Source organism: Streptomyces sp. SKN60 (assembly GCF_026236535.1).
In the GTDB taxonomy this organism is placed as follows: domain Bacteria; phylum Actinomycetota; class Actinomycetes; order Streptomycetales; family Streptomycetaceae; genus Streptomyces.
On sequence record NZ_JAHTMW010000012.1, the window covers coordinates 227898 to 251354 of the forward strand.

Annotated in this window: 22 protein-coding genes; 10 read left to right on the forward strand and 12 right to left on the reverse strand. The window is 74.2% G+C overall.

What is annotated here, in order from left to right; genetic code table 11:
* The 4 genes from pepN to KV205_RS21815 form a co-directional block, all read right to left on the reverse strand.
* The gene (gene pepN / locus KV205_RS21800) at positions 1-2484 is read right to left on the reverse strand and encodes an aminopeptidase N (RefSeq protein ID WP_265866212.1); all 2484 of its coding nucleotides are present in this window, start codon (positions 2482-2484) and stop codon (positions 1-3) included.
* A gap of 110 nt (positions 2485-2594) precedes the next feature.
* A complete protein-coding gene (locus tag KV205_RS21805) occupies positions 2595-3593 on the reverse strand; it encodes an asparaginase (RefSeq protein WP_265866213.1) in 999 nt (332 codons plus the stop codon).
* Positions 3594-3669: 76 nt separating this feature from the next.
* Positions 3670-3975 (reverse strand): chorismate mutase, encoded by a 306-nt coding sequence (locus KV205_RS21810; RefSeq protein WP_265866214.1) that lies wholly within the window; start codon positions 3973-3975, stop codon positions 3670-3672.
* 11 nt (positions 3976-3986) lie between these two features.
* Positions 3987-4874 carry an AraC family transcriptional regulator gene (locus KV205_RS21815; protein WP_265866215.1) on the reverse strand — a complete coding sequence of 296 codons (888 nt, stop codon included), beginning with the start codon at positions 4872-4874 and terminating at the stop codon, positions 3987-3989.
* 140 nt (positions 4875-5014) lie between these two features.
* On the opposite strand from KV205_RS21815, the gene KV205_RS21820 reads away from it, so the two are divergent.
* Entirely contained in the window at positions 5015-6769 is a 1755-nt protein-coding gene (locus KV205_RS21820; protein WP_265866262.1) for a beta-galactosidase family protein, read from the forward strand.
* 67 nt (positions 6770-6836) lie between these two features.
* Here the strand turns inward: KV205_RS21820 and KV205_RS21825 are convergent, their stop codons facing one another.
* Positions 6837-7625: a trypsin-like serine protease gene (locus tag KV205_RS21825; protein WP_265866216.1), complete on the reverse strand. Its 789-nt coding sequence runs from the start codon at positions 7623-7625 to the stop codon at positions 6837-6839.
* A gap of 187 nt (positions 7626-7812) precedes the next feature.
* Here KV205_RS21825 and KV205_RS21830 point away from each other — a divergent pair, with 187 nt between their 5' ends.
* Together KV205_RS21830 and KV205_RS21835 are read left to right on the forward strand one after the other, a co-directional pair.
* Positions 7813-8646 carry a hypothetical protein gene (locus KV205_RS21830; protein ID WP_265866217.1) on the forward strand — a complete coding sequence of 278 codons (834 nt, stop codon included), beginning with the start codon at positions 7813-7815 and terminating at the stop codon, positions 8644-8646.
* Between the two features lie 66 nt (positions 8647-8712).
* Complete coding sequence (locus KV205_RS21835; protein WP_265866218.1) at positions 8713-10305, forward strand: ankyrin repeat domain-containing protein; 1593 nt, start codon at positions 8713-8715, stop codon at positions 10303-10305.
* A 522-nt stretch (positions 10306-10827) separates the two neighbouring features.
* Here KV205_RS21835 and KV205_RS21840 read toward each other — a convergent pair.
* Together KV205_RS21840 and KV205_RS21845 are read right to left on the reverse strand one after the other, a co-directional pair.
* Complete coding sequence (locus tag KV205_RS21840) at positions 10828-11703, reverse strand: SDR family oxidoreductase (RefSeq protein WP_265866219.1); 876 nt, start codon at positions 11701-11703, stop codon at positions 10828-10830.
* A gap of 1 nt (position 11704) precedes the next feature.
* Positions 11705-12469, reverse strand: a complete 765-nt coding sequence (locus KV205_RS21845; protein WP_265866220.1) for an SDR family oxidoreductase — start codon at positions 12467-12469, stop codon at positions 11705-11707.
* 64 nt (positions 12470-12533) lie between these two features.
* On the opposite strand from KV205_RS21845, the gene KV205_RS21850 reads away from it, so the two are divergent.
* Genes KV205_RS21850 through KV205_RS21870 form a run of 5 tightly spaced genes read left to right on the forward strand, consistent with a single transcriptional unit; the run spans position 12534 to position 16851 of the window.
* Positions 12534-13286 (forward strand): enoyl-CoA hydratase family protein, encoded by a 753-nt coding sequence (locus KV205_RS21850; protein WP_265866221.1) that lies wholly within the window; start codon positions 12534-12536, stop codon positions 13284-13286.
* Positions 13283-14131, forward strand: a complete 849-nt coding sequence (locus KV205_RS21855; protein WP_265866222.1) for a CoA transferase subunit A — start codon at positions 13283-13285, stop codon at positions 14129-14131. Before KV205_RS21850 ends, KV205_RS21855 begins: the two co-directional genes overlap by 4 nt.
* Entirely contained in the window at positions 14128-14853 is a 726-nt protein-coding gene (locus KV205_RS21860) for a CoA-transferase subunit beta (RefSeq protein ID WP_265866223.1), read from the forward strand. The genes KV205_RS21855 and KV205_RS21860 overlap by 4 nt, the downstream gene beginning before the upstream one ends.
* Positions 14854-14867: 14 nt before the next feature.
* Complete coding sequence (locus tag KV205_RS21865; RefSeq protein WP_265866263.1) at positions 14868-15914, forward strand: nitronate monooxygenase family protein; 1047 nt, start codon at positions 14868-14870, stop codon at positions 15912-15914.
* Positions 15915-15924: 10 nt separating this feature from the next.
* Entirely contained in the window at positions 15925-16851 is a 927-nt protein-coding gene (locus tag KV205_RS21870; protein ID WP_265866224.1) for a tyrosine-protein phosphatase, read from the forward strand.
* A gap of 64 nt (positions 16852-16915) precedes the next feature.
* On the opposite strand, the gene KV205_RS21875 is transcribed toward KV205_RS21870, so the two are convergent.
* The 4 genes from KV205_RS21875 to KV205_RS21890 are packed head-to-tail and all read right to left on the reverse strand — an operon-like array spanning position 16916 to position 20720.
* A complete protein-coding gene (locus KV205_RS21875; protein WP_265866225.1) occupies positions 16916-18073 on the reverse strand; it encodes an acetyl-CoA C-acetyltransferase in 1158 nt (385 codons plus the stop codon).
* 29 nt (positions 18074-18102) lie between these two features.
* Positions 18103-18732, reverse strand: coding sequence for a TetR/AcrR family transcriptional regulator (locus KV205_RS21880; protein ID WP_265866226.1), 630 nt, complete (start codon positions 18730-18732; stop codon positions 18103-18105).
* Between the two features lie 15 nt (positions 18733-18747).
* Positions 18748-19542 carry an SDR family oxidoreductase gene (locus tag KV205_RS21885; RefSeq protein WP_265866227.1) on the reverse strand — a complete coding sequence of 265 codons (795 nt, stop codon included), beginning with the start codon at positions 19540-19542 and terminating at the stop codon, positions 18748-18750.
* Positions 19539-20720 carry an acyl-CoA dehydrogenase family protein gene (locus KV205_RS21890; RefSeq protein ID WP_265866228.1) on the reverse strand — a complete coding sequence of 394 codons (1182 nt, stop codon included), beginning with the start codon at positions 20718-20720 and terminating at the stop codon, positions 19539-19541. The genes KV205_RS21885 and KV205_RS21890 overlap by 4 nt, the downstream gene beginning before the upstream one ends.
* 47 nt (positions 20721-20767) lie before the next feature.
* On the opposite strand from KV205_RS21890, the gene KV205_RS21895 reads away from it, so the two are divergent.
* Together KV205_RS21895 and KV205_RS21900 are read left to right on the forward strand one after the other, a co-directional pair.
* Complete coding sequence (locus KV205_RS21895; protein WP_265866229.1) at positions 20768-21922, forward strand: acyl-CoA dehydrogenase family protein; 1155 nt, start codon at positions 20768-20770, stop codon at positions 21920-21922.
* Complete coding sequence (locus KV205_RS21900) at positions 21922-22908, forward strand: acyl-CoA dehydrogenase (RefSeq protein WP_265866230.1); 987 nt, start codon at positions 21922-21924, stop codon at positions 22906-22908. Before KV205_RS21895 ends, KV205_RS21900 begins: the two co-directional genes overlap by 1 nt.
* Here KV205_RS21900 and KV205_RS21905 read toward each other — a convergent pair.
* A complete protein-coding gene (locus KV205_RS21905) occupies positions 22905-23432 on the reverse strand; it encodes a pyridoxamine 5'-phosphate oxidase family protein (RefSeq protein WP_265866231.1) in 528 nt (175 codons plus the stop codon). The two genes, KV205_RS21900 and KV205_RS21905, sit on opposite strands and share 4 nt — an antisense overlap.
* Between the last annotated feature and the right edge of the window lie 25 nt (positions 23433-23457).

Below are 23457 nucleotides of genomic sequence, written 5' to 3' on the forward strand. Positions count from 1 at the left end.
CTAGCCGCGTACCCGCAGGGCCCGGCGGAGGTCGTCGAGCTGGTCGACCAGCTGGCGGCGCAGGGCCGGGATCATCGTGTCGTCGGCGAGGTGGCGTTCGCCGAGGGCGAGGGAGTCGGCGTCGATCGCGAAGGCCGGGAAGGCGCGGCGGCCGGCGGCTTCCGCGAGAGCGGGGCCGCGGCGTTCGGCCATGGCGATCGCGGCGGGGTAGAAGCGGGCCACGTAGTCCCGGGTCAGTTCGGCCTGCTCGGGCTTCCAGAAGCCGTCGGCGGTGGCCGTGAACAGGTAGTTGGACAGCTCGTCGGAGTCGAACATGGCCGACCAGGCGGCCGCCTTCGCCTCCGCCGTCGGCAGCGCCGCCCGGCAGCGGGCCGCGCCCTCCTGGCCGGTGGCGCTGGGGTCGCGCTCCAGCTCGGCGGCGATCGCGGCCTCGTCGGTCGCGCCGAGGACGGCGAGCCGGGCGAGGATCCGCCAGCGCAGCTCCGGGTCGAGCTCGGGGCCGCCGTGGACGGTGCCCTCCTCCAGCCAGGAGGCGATCTTGTCCGGGGTGGTGGCGCTGTCGATGCAGGCGCGGACGGCGGTGAGGCGCAGCCCGGGCGCCTCGCCGTCCTCGGTGCGGCGCAGCAGCGCGCGGGTGATCTCGGTGAGCGTGGCGAGGGCGGCCGGGCGGTCGGCCTCGGAGACGTAACGGTCGGCGATCTGCGTACGGGCGAAGCCGAGCACGCCCTGCACGACGGCGAGTTCGGTCTCCTCGGGGAGGTGGGCGAGGGCCACCGCCAGGTAGTCGGCGCCGCTGAGCTCGCCGTCGCGGACCATGTCCCGCAGCGCGTTCCAGACCACCGCGCGGGTCAGCGGGTCGGGGACGCGGGAGAGGCCGCGCAGCACGCTCTCCGCCGACGCCTCGTCGAAGCGCATCTTGGTGTAGGTGAGGTCGCCGTCGTTGAGGACGACGAGCGCCGGGCGCGGTCCTTCGAGGTCGAGCGGGGCCTCCTGCGGCACGTCGGCCCAGACCCGCTCGCGCAGGACGAGGTCGCCGGCGGCGTCGCGGTCGTGGATGCCGACGGAAAGGCGGTGCGGGCGGCTGCCGGCCCGGTCGACGGTGAGCTGCCACCGCTTGCCCTCGCCCGCCAGGCGCGGGGTGAGGGTGTCGACGCCGGTGGTGCGCAGCCACTGCTCGGCCCAGCCGTGCACGTCGCGGTCGGTGGCGGCGGCGAGGTTGTCGACGAAGTCGGCGAGGGTGGCGTTGCCGAAGCGGTGCCGCTTGAAGTGGATGTTGATGCCGGCGAGGAAGTCGTCCTCGCCCATCCACGCGACCAGCTGGCGCAGCGCGGAGGCGCCCTTGGCGTAGGAGATGCCGTCGAAGTTGAGCAGCGCGGAGGCGGTGTCGGGGACGGCGTCGGCGGCCGGGGCGACGGGGTGGGTGGAGGGCCGCTGGTCGGCCTCGTAGCCCCAGGCCTTGCGGGTGACGCCGAAGTCGATCCAGGTGTCGGCGAAGAGCTCGGAGCAGGCCTCGTTGACGGTCTGGAAGCCCATGTACTCGGCGAAGGACTCGTTCAGCCAGATGTCGTCCCACCAGCGCAGGGTGACGAGGTCGCCGAACCACATGTGGGCCATCTCGTGGGCGATGACCATGGCGCGGTGCATCCGCTCGGTCTCGGTGACGGCGGAGCGGAAGACGAACTCGTCGCGGAAGGTGACGAGTCCGGGGTTCTCCATGGCGCCCGCGTTGAACTCGGGCACGAAGGCCTGGTCGTACGAGTCGAAGGGGTACGGCTCGGCGAACTTCTCGTGGTAGCGGTCGAAGCAGGCCTTGGTGATGTCGAGGATCTCGTCGGCGTCGGCGTCCAGATGGGGCGCGAGCGAGCGGCGGCAGTGGATGCCGAACGGCAGGCCGGCGTGCTCGGTGCGCACCGAGTGCCAGGGGCCGGCGGCGACGCAGACCAGGTAGGTGGAGATCAGCGGGGTGGTGGCGGCCGTCCAGCGGCCGTCCGCCTGCTGCTCGGTGATGCCGTTGGACAGGACGGTCCAGCCCTCGGGGGCGGTGACGGAGACGTCGAAGACGGACTTCAGGTCGGGCTGGTCGAAGGCGGCGAAGACGCGCTGGACGTCCTCCATGAACAGCTGGGTGTAGACGTACGCCTCGCCGTCGGTGGGGTCGGTGAACCGGTGCATGCCCTCGCCGGTGTGCGAGTAGCGCATGGTGGCGGTGATGCTCAGGGTGTGCTCGCCCTCGGTGAGGGTGAGCGGGAGCCGGTTGCCGTCGAGGGCCTCGACGTCGAGCGGGGTGCCGTCGAGGGCGGCGGTGTGCAGGGCGTCCGGCTTGAGCTCGACGAAGGTGTCCGCGGCGGCGCGGGCGGTGAACCTGATCTGGGTGGTGGACCCGAAGGTCTCGTCGCCGGTGGTGAGGTCGAGGTCCACGGCGTAGTGGTGGACGTCGAGGAGCTGGGCACGGGTCTGCGCTTCGTCGCGCGTCAGTACGGACATGGGGGCCATGCTGCCCGATGCCCTCCCGCCCCGGGGAGGGGCGTTCACCGAGAGCTCAGGAGTTCGTACGGGGAGTCCCGGGCGGGACCGGGAACACCTCGGGCGGGCCCTCAGGCCAGGCCCGCGCCGTCCAGGTGCGCGAAGGCGGCGGAGATCCGGGGCCGGTCGTAGCCGGCCGGGCCCTTGGCGCCGCTGGACAGCAGGGTGTGCAGGAGCAGCCGGGCCTTGACCGGGGTGAGCGGTCCGGCCGGGATCAGGCCGTGGTGCAGCAGCTCGTACTCGGAGCCGGGGCCGCGGTAGGTGTGGGAGAGGGTGGCGCCGGCGCCGGTGCGGGAGGCGAGGACGACCGGGATGCGCTCGGCGAGCGCGGCGAGGGGTTCGACGAGCGCGCCGGGGACGTGTCCGGCGCCGAAGGCGGCGACGACGAGTCCGTCGTACCGGTCCGCGAGCCCCTCCAGGAGTTCGCCGCGGTCGCCGAGGGTAAGGGTGAGCAGGGCCACCCGTACGGCGGGGTCGAGGCGCAGCGTGCAGGCCCGGGCCGGCACCGCGGGGCGGAGCAGGATCCGCGGCTCGCCCTCGACGACCTGGCCGAGGGGGCCGGCGCCGGGCGAGGCGAAGGTGGCGATCGAGGTGGTGTGGGCCTTGTGCGCGAAGCGGGCGGCGTGGATCTCGTCGGCGAGGACCACGAGCACGCCGAGTCCGCGGCAGCCGGGGTCGGCGGCGACGGCGAGGGCGGCGGCCAGGTTGGCGGGGCCGTCGGCGCCGGGCAGGTCGGGGCGGCGCATGGCGCCGGTGACGGCGATCGGCTGTTCGGTGGTGGTGCAGAGCAGGTCGAGCAGGAAGGCGGTCTCCTCCAGGGTGTCGGTGCCCTGGACGACGACCACGCCGGAGCCGGCGGCGACGGCCGCGGCGATCTCGTCGGCGAGGGCGGCGAGGTCCTCGAAGGAGAGGGAGGAGCTGGGGACCCGGCGGAAGTCGCGCAGCTCGACGTCGACGCCCTCCGGTGTGACGCCGAGCCCGGCGAGCACCTCGGTGCCGGTCATCCGGGCCGCGTCACCGCCCCGTGCGGAGATGGTGCCGCCCAGGGTGAATACGGTGACGCGTGCCATTCCGGGTTCCCCGTTCCTTCCTCGGCCTGTCCTCAGCCTGTCCTCAGCCTGTCCTCGGCGTGCCCTCGGCGAGTCCTCAGCGTGCCTCGTCCGCGATCGTCTCGTGGTGGCGGATGACCTCCGCGATGATGAAGTTGAGGAGCTTCTCCGCGAACGCCGGGTCCAGTCTGGCGCTCTCGGCGAGTTCCCGCAGCCGGGCGATCTGCCGGGCCTCGCGGGCCGGGTCGGCGGGCGGCAGGTTGTGCTCGGCCTTGAGGACGCCCACCTGCTGGGTGCACTTGAAGCGCTCGGCGAGCATGTGGACCACCGCCGCGTCGATGTTGTCGATGCTCTCGCGCAGCCGGGTCAGCTCGGTCCGTACGGACTCGTCGATCTCGCTCATGACCTGGGACCCTATCCGGATCCGGTGAGGATGGTGGGCGGGTGTTCGGGATCCGGAACGGTATGGCTCCAGCCGCCCGGCACGGTGCGTCCCTGCTGCTCGCGGAAGCGGACGGGGGCGGTGCCGACGCGGCGGGTGAAGAGGCGGGAGAAGTAGGCGGGGTCGTCGTAGCCGACGCGGCGGGCGACGGCGGCGACCGGCAGGTCGGTGGCGGCGAGGAGTTCCTTGGCGCGGCCGAGGCGGACGGTGAGCAGATAGTCCTTGGGGCTGCAGCCGGCGGCGCGGCGGACGGCGGTACGCAGCTCGGCGGGGGTCATGCCGTGCCGGGCGGCGTGTTCGGCGACGGAGAGGCGGGTGAAGGCGTCGCGGGCGAGCGCGGCGAGGACGGGGGCGCCGTCGGCGTTGGTGTCGGCGCGGGCGCGGCGCAGCGCGACCAGGAGTTCGTGGACGGCGGCGGCGGTCTCGACTTCGAGGAGCGGGTTGCCGGGGCGGGCGGCGCGGGCGATGCGGCCGATGGCGGCGCGGGCGGGGGCGGCGTCGGCGAGCGGGACGACGGGCCGCTCGGGTTCGATGTAGCCGAGTTCGGTGTAGGTGGCGGTGGCGGGTCCGGTGAAGTCGACGAAGGACTCGTCCCAGCCGGTGCCGGGGTCGGCGGAGTAGTGGTGCGGTACGCCGGGGGTGAGCCAGATCAGGGCGGGCGCGGTGACGGTGGTGCGGCGCCCGTCGGGGCCGCGGTACCAGCCGCTGCCGGAGCCGACGACGACGGCGACGTGGTGGTCGAGGGTGCGCGGGCCGACGGTGGGCAGGGCGCCGTGCTGGAGCCCGACGCCGAGGCAGACCAGGCCGAGCCGGTGGTGGACGGGGCTGGGCGTGAAGTAGCGCATCCAGGTGTGGTACATCGCGCGACCGCCTCCGTGACGCCGGTTCGAACGTCCAAACTGCGACGATCTTTGTCCATGGACCGGTCCGCCGCCAGAGGGCGAGGGTGAGCCACATGAACGCGAGGCACATGAACGCAGGGCGCGCGAACGCGAGCCGCATGGACGAGTTCCGCCGGTTCGTCGTGGGTGACGAGGACTTCCTGCTCGACGGGCGGCCCGTGCGGCTGCTCTCGGGCGCGCTGCACTACTTCCGGGTGCACGAGGAGCAGTGGGACCACCGGCTCGGGATGCTGCGCGCGATGGGCCTCAACTGCGTCGAGACGTATGTGCCGTGGAATCTGTACGAGCCGGAGCCCGGCCGGTACGGGGACCTGGCGGCGCTGGGCCGCTTCCTGGACGCGGTGGCGCGGGCCGGGCTGTGGGCGATCGTGCGCCCCGGCCCGTACATCTGCGCCGAGTGGGAGAACGGCGGGCTGCCGCACTGGCTGACCGGCCCGCTGGGGCGGCGGGTGCGCACGGCCGACCCGGAGTACCTGGCGCCGGTGGAGCGCTGGTTCCGGCGGCTGCTCCCGCAGGTGGTGGAGCGGCAGATCGGGCGGGGCGGTCCGGTCCTCATGGTGCAGGTGGAGAACGAGTACGGCAGTTACGGCACGGACGCCGGGTATCTGCGCTGGGTGGCCGACCTGCTGCTCGACTGCGGGGTGGAGGTGCCGCTGTTCACCTCGGACGGCCCGGAGGACCACATGCTGACCGGCGGTTCGGTGCCGGGGGTGCTCGCGACGGCGAACTTCGGCTCGGGGGCGCGAGAGGCGTTCGCGACGCTGCGCCGGCATCAGGCGCGGGGCCCGCTGATGTGCATGGAGTTCTGGTGCGGCTGGTTCGACCACTGGGGCACGGACCATGTGGGCCGGGACGCGGCGGACGCGGCGGCCGCGCTGCGGGAGATCCTGGAGTGCGGGGCCTCGGTCAACGTCTACATGGCGCACGGCGGTACGAGCTTCGCCGGCTGGGCCGGGGCGAACCGCTCGGGGGCGCTGCACGGCGGCGCGCTGCGGCCGACGGTCACCTCGTACGACTACGACGCGCCGGTCGACGAGGCGGGGCTGCCGACGGAGAAGTTCTGGCGCTTCAGGGAGGTGCTCGCCCGGTACGCGGACGGTCCGCTGCCGGAGATGCCGGAGCCGCCGGTGCGGATCGGGGCGCCGGCGGCGGGCGCGGTGGGCGCGTGGGCGCCCCTGGCGGAGGTCCTGGAGGTGCTCGGCGACGAGGAGACGGAGCGCCCGGTGCCGCCGACCTTCGAGGAGCTGGGGGTGGACCGGGGCCTGGTGCGCTACCGGCTGCACGTGCCCGGGCCGCGGCAGCCGTACCCGCTGGGGGTGACGGGGCTGCGGGACCGGGCGACGGTGTACGTGGACGGGGTGCCGGCCGGGGTCCTGGACACCGAGGACGCGGAGCTGCCGGAGCCGGTGGCGGGGCCCGCCGTGGTCGATCTGTGGGTGGAGTCCCTGGGCCGGGTCAACTACGGGCCGCGGCTCGCCGAGCCGAAGGGGATCACGGGCGGGGTGCGGCACGAACGGCAGTTCCTGCACGGGGTGCGGGCGCGGGGGCTGCGACTCGCCTCCTTCGAGGCGGCGGCGGTGGCGAAGGTCCCGTTCGGGCCGGTGCCTGAGGGGTCGGGGCCCGGCCTCTGCACGGGGACGGTCGAGGTCCCGTCCCCCGGTGACGCGTACCTCCGCCTCCCCGGCTGGACCCGCGGCTTCGTCTGGGTGAACGGCTTCTGCCTGGGCCGCTACTGGAACGCGGGCCCGCAGGACGCCCTGTTCGTGCCGGGCCCGGTGCTCCGGGAGGGCGCGAACAAGGTGTGGGTGCTTGAGCTGGAGGGCGCCGCGGGCGGACCGGTGGAGCTGGCGTGAACGGGCGGGGTGCCCAGGACCCTTCGGCCCCGGGCACCCCGTACACGTACACGTACAAGAAGTGTTGCTACAGAGTCGCGGCCGCCGACTTGATGGCCGAGGCGAAGGTGGACACCTCGGTGTAGACGCCGGGGTAGCCGGGTCGGGCGCAGCCCTCGCCCCAGCTCACGATGCCGACCTGGACCCAGGCGTTGTTGTTGTCCTTGCGGAACATCGGGCCGCCGGAGTCGCCCTGGCAGGTGTCGACGCCGCCCTCGTTGTAGCCGGCGCAGATCTCCTCACCGGGGACGAGGGAGCTGCCGTACGCGGACTGGCAGTCGGCGTCGGAGACGAAGGGGACGGTCGCCTTGCGCAGGTAGCGCTGCTGCGCGCCGCCCTCGCGGGTGGCGCCCCAGCCGGCCACGGTGAAGGTGCCGCTGTTGTAGGCGGTGGTGTCGGCGATCTTCAGGTTCGCGATGCCGTTGATGGGCGAGGCGAGCTTGATGAGGGCCCAGTCCTTGCCCTGGCCGTTGTAGCCGGGGGCCTGGAGGACCTTGGTCGAGCGGACCTTGATGGCGTTCCTGGACTGGAGGTCCACGACGCCGGCGGTGGCGGTGATGCTGGTGTTGTTGCCGGAGCCGTCGACGCAGTGCGCGGCGGTGAGGACGATCTGAGGGCTGATCAGGGAGCCGCCGCAGCCCATGGAGAGCCTGACCATCCAGGGGAACTCGCCCTGGGCGGCGCGGGTGCCGCCGACGACCGGGGCGGGCGCGGCGGAGGCGGTGCTCGTGGGCTGGAGGCTGACGGCGGCGAGGGCGACGGCGCCGGTGGCGGCGAGCTTCTGCAAAGCGCGCACCAGTCTGTTCTTCTTCTGCATGCGACTGCCTTCTCTCGTGGGGGGTTGATCTTGATGGCATGAGCCCGTCAAGACCTGGTCCGGATTATGAACAGCGGCCAACAGGCGTCACAAGAAGGCCTTTTCGGCCAGCCGGGCGAGCGGGCCGGGCAACACGTGGGGCGGCGCGGCGCGCCGCCCGTACCCTGGACGCAGGGGGTGATCCTGGATGCCGCACAGCGACGAATCCTCCCCCGTCGTGCACGGGTTCCCGCACCTCGACACGGTTCGCTCCGCCATCACGGCGCTCTACCGGCGGCTCTCCCCCGACGGCGTGCGGCGTTACGAGCTGAGCATCCCGGCCTCCGACGTGCTGCTCGACCCCACCGACGGGCTCCATCTGGGCGCCCAGCGGGTGGCCCGCGCCCTGGTGCGGCATCTGGGGCTGCCCGAGGCGCGGATGGTGGTGAGCTTCCGGGCGATGGAGCACGCGGCGAGCGTGGAGCTGGGCGCGGGCCCGGAGTACTTCGTCGAGCTCAACGAGCGCTTCGCGCGCCCCGCGCACCAGCGGGACATCGGCGCCGCGCTCGCCCACGAGATCACCCATGTGCTGCTGCACCGGCTCGGTCTGGAGCGGCCCACGGTCGCCGAGAACGAGATCCTGACGGACGTCGTGGCCACCTACCTCGGCGCGGGCTGGCTGCTCCTCGACGCGTTCCGGCAGGACGGGATGTCCAGCCAGAAGCTCGGCTATCTGACGCCGGAGGAGTTCGGCTATGTGCTCGCCAAGCGGGCCGAGGTCTTCGGCGAGGACCCCTCGCCGTGGTTCACCAGCGCGGTGGCGTACGAGGCGTGGGTACGGGGCCGGGCGGAGGCCGCGCGGGACTGGCACCGCCCGCCGCTGGCGGGTGCGGGCTGGGCGGCGCGGCGGCGGGCCCGGGCCCATGGCGGGGACGGCGTGTTCCCGTGCCCGGTGTGCGGGCAGCGGCTGCGGGTGGCGGGGACGCGGCGGGTGAAGGCACGGTGCGGGGTGTGCGGGACGGTCCTCGACTGCGCGCCGTAGCTCCGAAGCGCGGCCTGGGGCGTATCCATTTGCGCCGTTCGGGTGTTCCGGGTGAGGGTCGGGCGCATGAGCACGTTGTTCGACACGCTGTGGAGTGAGGCCGGGGACGACGCGGTGGTCGTGGCGCTGCGCGGGGGCGCCGACCCCGAGGGGCGGGACGCCGACGGAGAGACCCCGCTGTACCGGGCGGCCGTCGAGAACCAGCCGGGCGCGGTGCGCCTGCTGCTCGCCGCCGGGGCCGACCCGGGGCGGGCGAGCGGCGCGGACGACGGGGACCTGCCGCTGTGCGGGGCCGCCTGCGGCGGGCACACCGAGGTCGTACGGGCGCTGCTCGCGGCGGGCGCGGAGCCGGACCAGGAGGAGGGGTACGGCTTCACCGCGCTCGCCTGGGCGGTACGGCTCGGGCACACCGAGACGGCCCGCGTGCTGCTCGCGGCCGGCGCCGACCCGGACCGGCCCGGGCCCGACGGCCTCGCCCCGCTGACCGCCGCCGCCCGGCGCGGCTCGCCCTCTCTGGTCCGGGCCCTGCTCGAACACGGCGCGGGGCACCGGCGGGAGGCCCTCGACGAGGCCCTGGACGAGGCCCGGCGGTGGATCGGCGTCGACATGGCCGCGGTGCTGCGGCGCGGCCTGGTGGAGAGCGGCGGCGCCGCCGACACGTACGAGGCGGTGGTGCGGCGGGTGCCGGAGGACGGCGGGATCACCGTCGTCGTCGAGCTGCTGCGCGAGGACGGCGCGCCGAGCCGCGGCGACGAACGCCAGACCGGCCACGCGGCGATCGCCACCCTCCTGGAGTGCGCGCTGGGCGAACCGTCCCCGCCGGAGGTCCTGGCCGAGCGCGCGCTGCGCTGCGGCGACCCCGGCGGGGACGACTGGACGACGGCGGTGGCGGCGGTGGCCGCGGGGGCGGGCGGGTCCGGGTCCGAGTTCGGGTCCGAGTTCGGGTCCGAGTTCGGATCCGCCGGGGCCGGGTCCGAGGCCGCCGGGTCCGAGGCCGGGGCCCCCGAGACGGTCTTCGTCACCGCGACGGCGTGGTGCGCGAGCCCGGACCCGCTGCGCCGCGCGCTCGGCGCGCGGGTCCTGGCGGCGCTTCCGGGGTACGAGGCGGGCGCCGTGCCGGTGCTGCGCGGCCTCGCGGCTGAGACGGCGGAGGCGATGGCCGCCGGGGACCGGGAGCCCGCGGCCTCGGTGGCCGTGGCGCTCGGCCGGTGCGGCGACGGCGCCGCAGTGCCCGAACTCCTCGTGCTCGCCGCGCACCCCGACGCCGAGGTACGGCGCGAGGTCTCGGCCGCCCTCGCCGGCATCGTCCCGCCCGGCGACACGGCGGCGCTCGAACGGATCACCGTCCTGAGCCGCGACCCCGACCCCCGGGTCCGCGACTGGGCCACCCTCGCCCTGGCCGAACTCCCGGACGACACCCCCGCGATCCGGGAGGCCCTCGCCGCCCGCCTCACCGACCCGGACCCGGAGACCGTCGCCGAGGCCGCCCGCGGCCTGGCCCTCCGTCAGGACCCGCGCGCCGTCGACCCGCTGGCCCGCCTCCTCGCCGACTCCGACCCGGAGGGCCCGGCCCGCGAGACGGCCCTCGCGGCCCTGCCGCACGTGACGGACCCGCGCGTCCGGACGCGCCTGGAGTGGACGACGCCGAGGTGCCGTTAGGGGCGCACCGGGCTCCTCCGGACCCGGTCCAGACGCGCCTGGGCCCTGCGGGCCACGGAACAGCCCGGCTGGGTCCGCCGCCCCCGGAGTCCGTCTCCCGCCGGGCGGGACGCGGGGGCGGAGCCGGGGACTGAGCCCCGGACGCAGTCCAGGCGCGCCCGGGCCCTTCGGGCCACGGAACAGCGCAGCCGGGTCCGCCGCCCACGGAGCCTGTCTCCCACGGGCTGGACGCGGGGGCGGTGCCCGAGGGGGCTGGGCTCTGGACGCGGTCCAGGCGCCCCGGGCCCTGCGGGCCACGGGACAGCCCAGCCGGGGTCAGCCGCCCCGGAGCCCATCTCCCGCCGGGCGGGACGCGGGGGCGGAGCCGGGCGGGCTGGGCTCCGGACGCGGTCCAGGCAAGCGCCCAGGCCCTGCGGGCCAGGGTCAGCGCGGCTGAGGTCAGCCTCCCCCGGAGCCGGGGGCGATGCCGGGGGCCAGGCTCCGGACCGGTCCAGGCAAGCCCGGGCCCCCGGCGCGGCCGCGCTACGCGCCGTACACCGGCTGGGGCGGTTCCGCCGCCGACAGGAGCTTCAGGGCCGCCTCGCCCGCCTCCGCCGGGGTCCAGCGGGTGCCCTTGTCGGTGGTGGGGCCGGGGCGCCAGCCCTCCATGACGGTGAGGCGGCCGGCCTCGGACTCGAAGACGCGGCCGGTGACACCGGCGGAGGCGGTGGAGCCGAGCCAGACGACGAGCGGGGAGACGTCCTCGGGGAGGGCCTGGAGGTCGCCGAAGGTGTGCTCGGTCATCCGGGTCCGGGCGGCGGGTGCGATGGCGTTGACCTGGACGCCGTAACGGCCCATCTCGGCCGCGGCGACGAGGGTGAGACCGACGATGCCGGCCTTGGCGGCGGCGTAGTTGCCCTGGCCGACGCTGCCGAGGAGGCCCGCGCCGGAGGTGGTGTTGACGACCCGGGCCGCCACGGCGCGCCCCGCCTTGGACTCGGCGCGCCAGAACGCCGCCGCGTGCCGCAGCGGCAGGAAGTGGCCCTTCACGTGCACCCGCAGCACCGCGTCGAAGTCGTCCTCGCCGAGGTTGACGAGCATCCGGTCGCGCAGGAACCCGGCGTTGTTGACGAGGGTGTCGAGCCGCCCGTACGTGTCGAGGGCGGTGCGCACGAGCGAGCCCGCGCCCTCCTCGGTGGCGATGTCGCCGCCGTGCGCGACGGCCTCGCCGCCCGCCGCGCGGATCTCCTCGACGACCAGCGCCGCCGGGCTGTCCGCGTCGGGCCGGCCGTCGAGGCCGACGCCGAGGTCGTTGACGACGACCCTGGCGCCCTCGGCGGCGAAGGCGAGCGCGTGGGCGCGGCCGAGGCCACGGCCGGCGCCCGTCACGATGACCACGCGTGCGTCGCACAGACCCATGTCAGTCCTCCTTGTTGACGGTTGCGGCGTCCAGGAAGGCGGGGCGCTCCCCGCCGCCGTGCACGAGCAGCGACGCCCCCGACACGTACGCCGCCCGCTCGGAGGCGAGGAAGACCGCGGCCTCGCCGATGTCGGACGGTTCGGCGAGCCGGCCGAGCGGCACGGTGCGGCCGACGGCCGCGATGCCGTCGGCGTCGCCGTAGTGCAGGTGGGACAGTTCGGTGCGGACCATGCCGAGGACGAGGGTGTTGACCCGCACCTCGGGGGCCCATTCGACAGCCATGGACCGGGCCAGGTTCTCCAGGCCGGCCTTGGCGGCGCCGTACGCGGCGGTGCCCGGCGAGGGCCGGGTGCCGCTGACGCTGCCGATCATGACGATCGAGCCGCGGGCGGCGCGCAACCGCTCGTACGCGGCGAGGGAGACCAGCAGCGGGACGGTGAGGTTCAACTCGACGACCCGCGCGTGCTGTTCGCCGCGCCCTTCGCCCAGGAGGCGGTACGGCGTGCCGCCCGCGTTGTTCACGAGGGTGTCGAGCCGCCCGTACCGCTCGCCGATCCGAGCGAAGAAGTCACCGACCTCGGCAGGTCTGCGCAGGTCGACCGACTCGAACACGGCCGCGCGGCCCGCCTCGGCGACCGGCGCGTCCGGTGGTCTGCGGGCGCAGACGACGACCTCGGCGCCGGCCCGCAGGAAGGCCCGGGCGATGCCGGCGCCGACCCCGCGGGTTCCGCCGGTGACGACGGCGACCCTCCCGTCCAGCTCCATCGGCTGCTACCTTCCTCCCAGCGTCACCTAACAAACGTTTGGTGGAAAGGTAGCTGATCCGTTCATGGGTGTCTCCACCTCACGCCCGGACAAGGGCGTCGCACTGATCACCGTCGACTTCCCACCCGTCAACGCCCTTCCCGCGCACGGCTGGTACGAGCTGGCCGACGCCGTCCGCGCCGCCGGGCGCGACCCGGAGATCCGCTGCGTCGTGCTCGCCGCCGAGGGCCGCGGCTTCAACGCGGGCGTCGACATCAAGGAGCTCCAGCGCGACCCCGGCCACGGCTCGCTCATCGCCGTCAACCGGGGCTGCGCGGAGGCCTTCGCCGCGGTCTACGACTGCGAGGTGCCGGTGGTGGCGGCGGTCGGCGGCTTCTGTCTCGGCGGCGGCATCGGCCTGGTCGGCAACGCGGACGCGATCGTCGCCTCCGAGGACGCGAGCTTCGGGCTCCCGGAGCTCGACCGGGGCGCGCTCGGCGCCGCCACCCACCTCGCCCGGCTCGTGCCTCCGCATCTGATGCGCGCCCTCTACTACACCTCGCGCACCGCCACGGCCGCCGAGCTGCACGCCCACGGCTCGGTGTGGAAGGTGGTCCCGCGCGAGGAACTGCTGCCCGCCGCCCTGGAGTTGGCGGACGAGATCGCGGCGAAGGACGGGACCCTCATCCGGCTCGCGAAGGCCGCCATCAACGGCATCGACCCGGTGGACGTGCGTCGCAGCTACCGCTTCGAGCAGGGCTTCACCTTCGAGGCCGCCCTGAGCGGGGTCGCCGACCGGGTCCGCGACGGCTTCGGAAGGGGCGGTGAGGACCGGTGACCGACAAGACCATGACGGTGGACGAGGTCGTCGGACGGCTGCGCTCCGGGATGACGATCGGGATCGGCGGCTGGGGCTCGCGGCGCAAGCCGATGGCCCTGGTCAGAGCGCTGCTCCGGGCCGAGATCGGCGATCTCACCGTCATCTCGTACGGCGGCCCCGACGTCGGCCTGCTCGCCGCCGCCGGCCGGATCCGCCGGCTCGTCGCGCCCTTCGCGACCCTCGACTCCATCCCCCTCGAACCGCACTTCCGGGCCGCCCGCGAGCGCGGCGCGTTCGCGCTCACCGAGCTCGACGAGGCGATGTTCATGTGGGGCCTGCACGCCGCCGCCAACCGGCTGCCGTTCCTGCCCGTCCGGGCCGGTCTCGGCTCCGACGTCATGCGGGTCAACCCGGAGCTGCGTACGGTGACGTCCCCGTACGAGGACGGCGAGGAGTTCGTCGCCGTGCCCGCGCTGCGGATGGACGCGGCCCTGGTCCACCTCAACCGCGCCGACCGGCTCGGCAACGGGCAGTACCTGGGACCCGACCCGTACTTCGACGACCTGTTCTGCGAGGCCGCCGACACCGCGTACGTCTCCTGCGAGCGGATCGTCGAGGGATTCGGCGCGGACGTCCTCCCCCAGACCCTGCTGGTCAGCCGGCACAGCGTCACCGGCGTCGTCGAGACCCCGAACGGGGCGCACTTCACCTCCTGCGTCCCCGACCACGGCCGCGACGAGCCCTTCCAGAAGCTCTACGCGACCACCCCCTGGCCCGAGTTCGCCGAGCGCTTCCTCAGCGGCAAGAGCGAGGACGACTACCAGGCCGCCGTCCGCGCCTGGCGCGAGGAGGAGACGCGATGACGCCCGCGGACACGATCACCCGGGCCGAGTACTGCGTGATCGCCTGCGCCGAGGCCTGGCGCGACGACGGCGAGGTGCTGGCCAGCCCCATGAGCCTGATCCCCGCCCTCGGCGCCCGGCTCGCCAAGCGCACCTTCTCCCCCGACCTGCTGCTCACCGACGGCGAGGCGATGCTCATCGGCCTGGACGGGCGGCCCGAGGGCTGGCTGCCGTACCGCCGCCACCTCACCATGGTCACCGGCGGAAAGCGGCACGTGATGATGGGCGCGAGCCAGATCGACCGCTACGGCAACCAGAACATCTCCTGCATCGGCGACTGGGCCCGGCCCGCCCGGCAGCTGCTCGGGGTGCGCGGCGCACCCGTCAACACCCTGAACAACCCGGTGAGTTACTGGATCCCCCGGCACTCGCCACGGGTCTTCGTCGAGCGCGTCGACATGATCAGCGGAGTCGGTTACGACCACGCCGTCGGCCCCTACCACCGCCTCCCCCGCGTCGTGACCGACCTCGCGGTGCTCGACTTCGCGACCCCCGACCACCGGATGCGGCTCGCCTCCGTGCACCCGGGGGTGAGCGTGGACGAGGTCCGGGCCGCCACCGGCTTCGAGCTCGCCGTCGACGGCGAGGTGCCCACCACGCGGGAGCCCACCTCCGCCGAGCTGCGTCTGATCCGCGAGGTCATCGACCCGCAGGGGTCGCGGAACCGCGAGGTCAGGCCCTGATGGACGCACCCCGCATCAAGACCGCGCTCACCGAGCTCGTCGGCGTCGAGCACCCGATCGTGCAGACCGGCATGGGCTGGGTCGCCGGCCCCCGGCTCGTCTCGGCCACCGCCGACGCGGGCGCGCTCGGCATCCTCGCCTCCGCGACCATGACCGTGCCCGAACTCCGGTCCGCCGTACGGGAGGTGAAGTCCCGCACCGACCGCCCCTTCGGGGTGAACCTGCGGGCCGACGCCGGCGACGCGCGCGAACGGGTGCGGATCGTCGTGGAGGGGGGCGTGAAGGTGGCCTCGTTCGCCCTCGCGCCCTCCCGCGAGCTGATCGCCGAACTCAAGGACGCCGGAGTGGTCGTCATCCCCTCCGTCGGGGCGCGCCGGCACGCCGAGAAGGTCGCCGCGTGGGGCGCGGACGCCGTGGTCGTGCAGGGCGGCGAGGGCGGCGGACACACCGGTGAGGTGGCGACCAGCGTGCTGCTCCCGCAGGTGGTGGACGCGGTCGACATCCCGGTGATCGCGGCGGGCGGCTTCCACGACGGGCGGGGCCTGGTCGCGGCGCTCGCCTACGGCGCGGCGGGCGTCGCGATGGGCACCCGTTTCCTGCTCACCTCCGACTCGACCGTGCCGGACGCGGTCAAGGCGAAGTACCTGGCGGCGACCGTCAAGGACATCACCGTCACCACCGCCGTCGACGGGCTGCCGCACCGGATGCTGCGCACCGAGATGGTCGCGGAGCTCGAACGGGCGGGCCGGGTACGGGGGTTGGCGCAGGCGGTGCGCCGGGCCGCCGGGTTCCGGCGGCTCAGCGGCCTGTCCTGGGCGGCGATGGTCCGGGACGGGCTCGCGCTGCGCCACGGCAAGGACCTGTCCTGGAGCCAGGTCCTGCTCGCCGCGAACACCCCGATGCTCCTGAAGGCCTCCATGGTCGAGGGCCGCACCGACCTCGGCGTCATGGCCTCCGGACAGGTCGCGGGGGTGATCGAGGACCTGCCGAGCTGCGCGGAACTCGTCGCCCGGATCATGTCCGAGGCCGCGCACGTGCTCCGTACCCTTCCATCCACGTAGGGAGTCAGCCATGTCTCTGCCGAGACGCGCACTGTCGAGACGCGCACTGCTGAGCACCGCCGGCGCCACCGCTCTCCTCGCGGTCGCCGCCCCACCCGTCCTGGCCTCGCCCCGGCCCCGACCACGGCCCCGTATCGCAACAAGCGCCATCCGCCAGATCCCGCTCCAGGGCGCGGTCAACGTGCGTGACCTGGGCGGTTACGGCACGTATGACGGCGAGCGGGTCCGGTACGGGCTGGTCTACCGGGGCGATCACCTCGGCAAGCTGACCGACGCCGACGTGGCGACGCTCGGCGGGCTCGGGCTCAGCCGGGTGGTCGACTTCCGGATCCCGCTGGAGGTGCAGTACGACGGGGCCGACCGGCTGCCGGCCGGGGTCGCCGCCGTCTCCCGGTCCGTCACCGACAACGGTCTGTACGGGCGGCTGCTCGCCGCGATCGGCTCGCGCGACCCGGTCCGGCAGGAGGAGATGCTCGGTGGCGGCCGGGCCGCGGCCTTCATGACGGAGGTGTACCGCACCTTCGTCACCGACGCCGACAACCGCGCGCGGTTCGGGGCGACCCTGCGCGAGCTCGCCGCCCCGGGCGCCGCGCCCCAGCTCTACCACTGCACCTCGGGCAAGGACCGTACGGGCTGGGCGAGTTGGCTGCTGCTCATGCTCGTCGGCGTGCCGGAGGGGGCGGCCACGGAGGACTATCTGGCCTCCAACACCTTCCGCGCCGCGTACGACGCCCGGGTCCGCGAGGGCCTGAAGCAGGGCGGCCTCATGCAGAACCCCGACCTGATCATCCCGCTCCAGGAGGTCCGCCAGGAGTACCTGGACGCGGCCCTCGCCGAGGTCCAGGCCGGCTACGGCACCCTGTTCCGGTACGTGACGGAGGGCCTGGGCCTGGACCTGCGCACCCTGGTGGGGCTGCGGGACCGCCTGGTCGGCTGACGACAGCACGAACGGACGGGCGCGGCTCCTGAGGGCCGCGCCCGTCCTCGTACGAGAAGAGGCCCTACAGCCGCTCGATGATCGTCACGTTCGCCTGCCCGCCGCCCTCGCACATCGTCTGCAGCCCGAACCGCCCGCCCGTGCGCTCCAGTTCGTGCAGCAGGGTCGTCATCAGCTTCACGCCGGTGGCGCCGAGCGGGTGGCCGAGGGCGATGGCGCCGCCGTTGACGTTGACGCGCTCCGGGTCGGCGCCGGTCTCCTTGAGCCAGGCGAGGACGACCGGAGCGAAGGCCTCGTTGATCTCGACGAGGTCGATGTCGTCGATGGCCATGCCGGTCTTCTTCAGGGCGTACGCGGTGGCCGGGATCGGCGCGGACAGCATCCGGATCGGGTCCTCGCCGCGCACCGACAGATGGTGGATCCGGGCCCGTGGCGTGAGCCCGTGCTCGCGCACCGCGCGCTCGCTCGCGAGCAGCATCGCGGCCGCGCCGTCCGAGACCTGGGAGGAGCAGGCGGCGGTGATGGTGCCGCCCTCGACGACCGGCTTCAGTCCGGCCATCTTCTCCAGGCTGGTGTCGCGGCGCGGGCCCTCGTCGACGGTCACGGCCCCGTACGGCACGGTCTCCCGCTCGAAGCGGCCCTCGTCTATGGCGCGCAGCGCCCGCCGGTGCGAGCGGAGGGCGAACTCCTCCTGCTGCCGCCGGGTGATGCCCCACTTGGCGGCGATGAGCTCGGCGCCGTGGAACTGGTTGACCGGCGCGTCGCCGTAGCGGGCCCGCCAGCCCGCGGAGCCGGCGTACGGGCCCTGGTCAAGGCCGAGGGGTTCGGCGGCCTGCCGGGAGGCGAAGGCGATCGGGATCATCGTCATGTTCTGGGTGCCGCCGGCGACGACCAGGTCCTGGGTGCCGGAGAGCACGCCCTGGGCGGCGAAGTGCACGGCCTGCTGCGAGGAGCCGCACTGGCGGTCGATGGTGACGCCGGGGACCTCCTCGGGGAGCCCGGCGGCGAGCCAGCAGGTGCGGGCGATGTCGCCGGCCTGCGGGCCGACGGTGTCGAGGCAGCCGAAGACCACGTCCTCGACGGCGGCCGGGTCGACGCCGGTGCGCGCGACGAGCGCCTTCAGGACGTGGGCGCCGAGGTCCGCCGGATGGACGGCGCCGAGCCCGCCCTTGCGGCGGCCCACCGGGGTGCGGACCGCGTCGACGATGTAGGCCTCGGCCATGGCTGTTCCTCCTGGATGTCTCTGGATACCTAGGGGGTGCGTACGGCGATTCCGTCGAGCACCATCGACAGGTACTGGCGGGCGATCTCGTCCGGGCTGTGCTGCCCGCCCGGGCGGTACCAGCTCGCGGCGACCCACACGGTGTCGCGCACGAAGCGGTAGGTGAGCCGGATGTCGAGGTCGGCGCGGAAGACGCCGGACCCGACGCCGCGCTCCAGGGTGCCGAGCCAGGCCTTCTCGAACTTGACCTGGGAGTCGGCGAGGTAGTGGAAGCGGGGCTGGTCGGAGAGGTGTCGGGCCTCCTTCTGGTAGATGGCGACGGCGGCGCGGTGCCGGTCGATCTCCCGGAAGGACTCGGTGACCAGGGCCTCGATGGTCTCCCTGGGGCCGTGCCCGGCGGCGAGCACGGTGTCGTAGCCGTCCCAGAGCTCGTTCAGGAAGGTGGAGAGGATCTCGTCGAGCATCGATTCCTTGGAATCGAAGTGGTAGTAGAGGCTGCCGGCGAGCATGCCCGCCTCGTCGGCGATCTTGCGGACGGTGGTGGCGTTGTAGCCCTGGGCGGCGAAGACCTCGGCGGCGGTGTCGAGCAGCTCGCGGCGCCGCTCGGGCGAGGCGGTCACCTGTGTCTTCTTCTTCGGGGAAGGCTTGGTCGTAGGCACAGGTCCATTGTTGTCCTACGGGTGCCGGCTGCTGACGGAGACCGTCTCGCCGGTCATGTACGAGGAGTAGTCGCCGGCCAGGAAGACGATGACGTTGGCGACCTCCCAGGGCTCGGCGTACCGCCCGAAGGCCTCGCGGGCGGTCAGCTCGTCGAGCAGCTCGGCCGAGGTGACCTTGACCAGGTGGGGGTGCATGGCGAGGGAGGGGGCGACGGCGTTGACGCGGACGCCGTACGCGGCGGCCTCGACGGCGGCGCAGCGGGTGAGGGCCATGACGCCGGCCTTGGCGGCGGCGTAGTGGGCCTGGCCGGCCTGGGCGCGCCAGCCGACGACGGAGGCGTTGTTGACGATCACCCCTCCGCGGCCGGTCTCCCGGAAGTGGCGCAGGGCGGCGCGGGTGCAGCGCATGGTGCCGGTGAGGGTGATGTCGAGGACCCGGTTCCACTGTTCGTCGGTCATGTCGGCGAGGGCGGCGGTGCCGCCGAGGCCGGCGTTGTTGACCAGGACGTCCAGGCCGCCGTGGAGCCGTATCGCGGTGTCGTAGAGGGCCTGGACCTGGGTCTCGTCGGTGACGTCGCAGGGGTGGGCGGCGATCTGGTCGGCGCCGAACTCGGCGGCGAGGGCGGTCTCGGTCTCCTTGAGGCGGCGGGCGTGGGCGTCGCTGATCAGCACGCGGGCGCCCTCCTCCAGGAGGCGGCGGGCGGTGGCGCCGCCGATGCCGGCGCCGGCGGCGGCGGTGACGACGGCGGTGCGGCCGGCGAGCAGGCCGTGGCCCTCGACATAGGGCGGCGGGGGTGTACGAGGGCTCATGCGCGCGGCTCCTTCGGGAGGCCGAGCACCCGCTCGGCGATGATGTTCCGCTGGATCTCGCTCGACCCGGCGTAGATGGTGTCGGCGCGGGAGAAGAGGAACAGGCGCTGCCAGGCGTCGAGTTCGTACGGTTCGCCGGCGGCGAGGGTGGCGGCGGAGCCGCGCACGTCCATGGCGAGTTCGCCGAGGTCCCGGTGCCAGTGGGACCAGGAGAGCTTGGCCAGGGAGGGTTCGGTGCCGGTGCGGGCGTGGGCGCGCAGGGTGCGCAGTCCGGTCCAGGCGCGGACGAGCCGGTCGCGGATCAGCGGGTCGTCGGCGGCGCCGTTGGCGCGGGCGAGGGCGATCAGGGCTTCGAGTTCGCGGCGGAAGCCGACCTGCTGGCCGAGGGTGGAGACGCCGCGCTCGTAGCCGAGGGTGGCCATGGCGATCCGCCAGCCGTCGCCGGGTGCGCCGACCATGTGCGTGGCGGCGGTGCGGGCGCCGTCGAAGAAGACCTCGTTGAACTCGCTGGTGCCGGTGAGCTGCACGATCGGCCGGATGTCGACGCCGGGCTGGTCGAGCGGGACGAGGAGGTAGGAGAGCCCGGCGTGCGGGCGTGCGCCGGGGGTACGGGAATCCGCGCGTGGCTCGGCGCGTGGCTCGGCGCGTGGCTCCGTCCGGGCGAGGACGAAGCACCACTGGGACTCGTGGGCGAGCGAGGTCCAGATCTTCTGGCCGTGCACGACCCATTCGTCGCCGTCGCGGACCGCGCGGGTGCGGACGGCGGCGAGGTCGGAGCCGGCGTCGGGTTCGCTGTAGCCCTGGCACCACAGTTCCTCGACGGCCCGGATCGGGGGCAGGAAGCGGGCCTTCTGCTCCTCGGTGCCGTGGTCGATGAGGGTGGGGCCGAGGAGCTGTTCGCCGATGTGGTTGACCCGGGCGGGGGCGTCGGCGAGGGCGTACTCCTCGTGGAAGGCGAGCTGTTCCTCGATGCTCGCACCGCGCCCGCCGTACTCCTTCGGCCAGCCGACGCAGGTCCAGCCGTGGGCGGCCATGTGCCGTTCCCAGGCGAGCCGTTCGGCGAACGCCTCGTGTTCCCGGCCCGGTCCGCCGAGTCCCTTCAACGCGGCGAATTCGCCGGTGAGTTGAGACCGGAGCCAGTCGCGTATCCCGGTGCGGAACTCCTCGACGCTGCTCATGGAGGCACGCTAACCTACCAAACACTTGTTAGGGAAGGTGGACGCCGATGGACCTGACCAGCTCGCCCGGGGACGACGACTTCCGGGCGGAGGCCCGCGACTGGCTGCGCGCCCACGTCCCGGCCCGGCCGCTGCCGTCCCTGGAGACCGCGGAGGGCTTCGCGGCCCACCGCGCCTGGGAGGCCGAACTCGCCGCCGGCCACTGGTCGGTGGTCTCCTGGCCCGAACGGTACGGCGGCCGGGACGCGGACATCTTCCGCTGGCTGGCCTTCGAGGAGGAGTACTACGCGGCGGGCGCGCCCGGCCGGGTCTCGCAGAACGGCATCAGTCTGCTCGCCCCCACCCTCTTCGAGCACGCCACCGAGGAGCAGCGGGCCCGGATCCTGCCGTCCATGGCGACCGGCGGGACGATCTGGGCGCAGGCCTGGTCCGAGCCGGAGGCCGGCTCGGACCTGGCCTCGCTGACCTCGCGGGCGGTGCGGACGGAGGGCGGCTGGCTGCTCTCCGGGCAGAAGACCTGGTCCTCGCGGGCCGCGTTCGCCGACCGGGCCTTCGGGATCTTCCGCACCGACCCGGCGCCGGCGGCCGAGGGCCGGCCGCACCGGGGTCTCACCTATCTGATGTTCGACCTCCGCGCGCCGGGCGTGACCGTGCGGCCGATCGGGCGGCTCGACGGCAGACCGGCCTTCGCCGAGCTGTTCCTGGACGGGGTGTTCGTGCCGGACGAGGACGTCATCGGCGAGCCCGGGCAGGGCTGGCGGATCGCCATGTCCACCACCGGCAACGAGCGCGGGCTCACCCTCCGCTCCCCCGGCCGTTTCCTGGCCGCCGCCGACCGGCTCGTACGGCTGTGGCGGGAGACGGCGGACCCGGCGGACACCGCGCTGCGCGACCGGGTCGCGGACGCGGTGATCGGGGCGCGGGCCTATCAGCTGTTCACGGCCGCCGGGGCGTCCCGTTTCGCGGCGGGCAGGGAGATCGGGGCCGAGTCGAGCCTCAACAAGGTGTTCTGGTCGACGTACGACCTCGCCCTGCACGAGACCGCGCTCGATCTGCTGGGCACGGACGGGGAGTTCGCGGACACCGAGTGGGCCGAGGGGCATGTCTTCTCGCTCGCCGGGCCGATCTACGCGGGCACCAACGAGATCCAGCGCGACATCATCGCCGAGCGGCTGCTCGGCCTCCCGAAGGGCCGCCGCTGATGCGTTTTCTGCCGACCGACGAACAGCGCGACTTCGCCGCCTCGCTCGACGCGATGCTGACCGCCGCCGCCACTCCGGCGGCGCTACGGGCATGGGCCGCGGGCGATCCCGGGCCCGGGCGCGCCCTGTGGGCCCGGCTCGGCGGGGCGGGGGTGTTCGCGCTCGCCGTGCCCGAGGCGCACGAGGGAGTGGGACCGCTGCCGGTGGAACTCGCCCACGCCTTCGTGGAGGTGGGCCGGCACGCCGCGCCCGGGCCGCTGGTGGAGACGGTCGCGGCGGGCGCGCTGCTCGCCGCACTCGCCGAGCGGGGCGAGACCGGCCCGGCCAAGCGCTTCCTGCCGGGGATCGCGGAGGGCACGACGGTGGCGACCCTGGCGGTGGACGAGGTGTCGCCGTACGCGCTCGACCCGGACGCCGCCGACCTGGTGTTCGTCGTACGGGGCGCGGAGCTGCGGCTCGCGCCCGGTCACGAGGAGCTGCGGATCTCGGCCGACCCGGTGCGCCGGCTCGCCCGGCCGGCGGCGGGCGGCGAACTCCTGGCGGCCGGTCCGGCCGTCACCGCCGCGGCCCGCCAGGCCCGCGCGTGGGCGCTGCTCGCGACGGCCGCGCAGGCGCTGGGGGTGGGTGGGGCGCTCCTGGACCGCACAGTGGCGTACGCGAAGCAGCGCACCCAGTTCGGCGCCCCGATCGGCTCCTTCCAGGCGGTCAAGCACCGGCTCGCGGACACCCTGCTCGCCCTGGAGTTCGCCCGGCCGCTGCTCTTCGGAGCGGCGCTCACCTTCGCGAGCGGTGATCTCGCGGCGGCGAAGGCCACGGCCGGCGAGGCCGCCCACACGGCCGCCGCCACCGCCCTCCAGGTCCACGGCGCCATCGGCTACACGGAGGAGCTCGACCTCTCTCTCTGGCTGCGCAGGGCCCGGCCGCTGCGGGATGCCTGGGGCACGCCGTCGTGGTGCCGCTCCCAGGTGCTGGCGACGCGCCGCTAGCGGGGGTCCTCGCGGGGCGGGCTGTCGTCGTTGCCGCGCCGGAGCGTCCGCACGCCGCGCCCCGGGGACCAGGTGCGCAGGACGATCTCCTCGCCGTCGACGTACGTCCGGACGACCTCCGTGAGCTCGACCCGGAAGACATGGAACGGCATCGGCATGCCGACCTCGGTCGCGTACCAGTCCAGTTTCTCCGGGTCGCTGATCTCGACCGCCCGTCCGGAGAGTCGGACGTCGCCGCCGCCCATGCTCGTCCCCTCCCCGGGGTTGGCGAGCAGCGCGAAGCGGGGGTCACGGCGCAGGTCGAGGGCCTTGCGCGAGTTCGGCATCATGCCGAGGTACAGCTCACCGGCCCGGAAGTCGGCCTCGATGCCGCTGAGCCGCGGCGAGCCGTCCTTGCGGAGGGTGGCGAGGGCGTGATGGGTGTACTGGCCGAAGCGCTCGCGGACGATCGCGGCGAGCTCGGGCTCGGCGGCCTCGAAGGCCGCCCAGGTGGTCGGGGCGGTGCTGGTTCCGGTGTCTCCCATTCCTCCAGGAGACACCGGAATCCCG

Excerpts from the sequence above, each read along its gene's own strand:
- KV205_RS21830 (WP_265866217.1), top strand. The coding sequence starts at position 7,813 with ATGCCGCACAGCGACGAATCCTCCCCCGTCGTGCACGGGTTCCCGCAC.
- KV205_RS21845 (WP_265866220.1), bottom strand. The coding sequence starts at position 12,469 with ATGGAGCTGGACGGGAGGGTCGCCGTCGTCACCGGCGGAACCCGCGGG.
- KV205_RS21805 (WP_265866213.1), bottom strand. The coding sequence starts at position 3,593 with ATGGCACGCGTCACCGTATTCACCCTGGGCGGCACCATCTCCGCACGG.
- KV205_RS21870 (WP_265866224.1), top strand. The coding sequence starts at position 15,925 with ATGTCTCTGCCGAGACGCGCACTGTCGAGACGCGCACTGCTGAGCACC.
- KV205_RS21850 (WP_265866221.1), top strand. The coding sequence starts at position 12,534 with ATGGGTGTCTCCACCTCACGCCCGGACAAGGGCGTCGCACTGATCACC.
- KV205_RS21810 (WP_265866214.1), bottom strand. The coding sequence starts at position 3,975 with ATGAGCGAGATCGACGAGTCCGTACGGACCGAGCTGACCCGGCTGCGC.
- KV205_RS21860 (WP_265866223.1), top strand. The coding sequence starts at position 14,128 with ATGACGCCCGCGGACACGATCACCCGGGCCGAGTACTGCGTGATCGCC.
- KV205_RS21890 (WP_265866228.1), bottom strand. The coding sequence starts at position 20,720 with ATGAGCAGCGTCGAGGAGTTCCGCACCGGGATACGCGACTGGCTCCGG.
- KV205_RS21840 (WP_265866219.1), bottom strand. The coding sequence starts at position 11,703 with ATGGGTCTGTGCGACGCACGCGTGGTCATCGTGACGGGCGCCGGCCGT.
- KV205_RS21835 (WP_265866218.1), top strand. The coding sequence starts at position 8,713 with ATGAGCACGTTGTTCGACACGCTGTGGAGTGAGGCCGGGGACGACGCG.
- KV205_RS21895 (WP_265866229.1), top strand. The coding sequence starts at position 20,768 with ATGGACCTGACCAGCTCGCCCGGGGACGACGACTTCCGGGCGGAGGCC.
- KV205_RS21820 (WP_265866262.1), top strand. The coding sequence starts at position 5,015 with ATGGACGAGTTCCGCCGGTTCGTCGTGGGTGACGAGGACTTCCTGCTC.
- KV205_RS21900 (WP_265866230.1), top strand. The coding sequence starts at position 21,922 with ATGCGTTTTCTGCCGACCGACGAACAGCGCGACTTCGCCGCCTCGCTC.
- KV205_RS21825 (WP_265866216.1), bottom strand. The coding sequence starts at position 7,625 with ATGCAGAAGAAGAACAGACTGGTGCGCGCTTTGCAGAAGCTCGCCGCC.
- KV205_RS21875 (WP_265866225.1), bottom strand. The coding sequence starts at position 18,073 with ATGGCCGAGGCCTACATCGTCGACGCGGTCCGCACCCCGGTGGGCCGC.
- KV205_RS21815 (WP_265866215.1), bottom strand. The coding sequence starts at position 4,874 with ATGTACCACACCTGGATGCGCTACTTCACGCCCAGCCCCGTCCACCAC.
- KV205_RS21885 (WP_265866227.1), bottom strand. The coding sequence starts at position 19,542 with ATGAGCCCTCGTACACCCCCGCCGCCCTATGTCGAGGGCCACGGCCTG.
- KV205_RS21905 (WP_265866231.1), bottom strand. The coding sequence starts at position 23,432 with ATGGGAGACACCGGAACCAGCACCGCCCCGACCACCTGGGCGGCCTTC.
- pepN (WP_265866212.1), bottom strand. The coding sequence starts at position 2,484 with ATGTCCGTACTGACGCGCGACGAAGCGCAGACCCGTGCCCAGCTCCTC.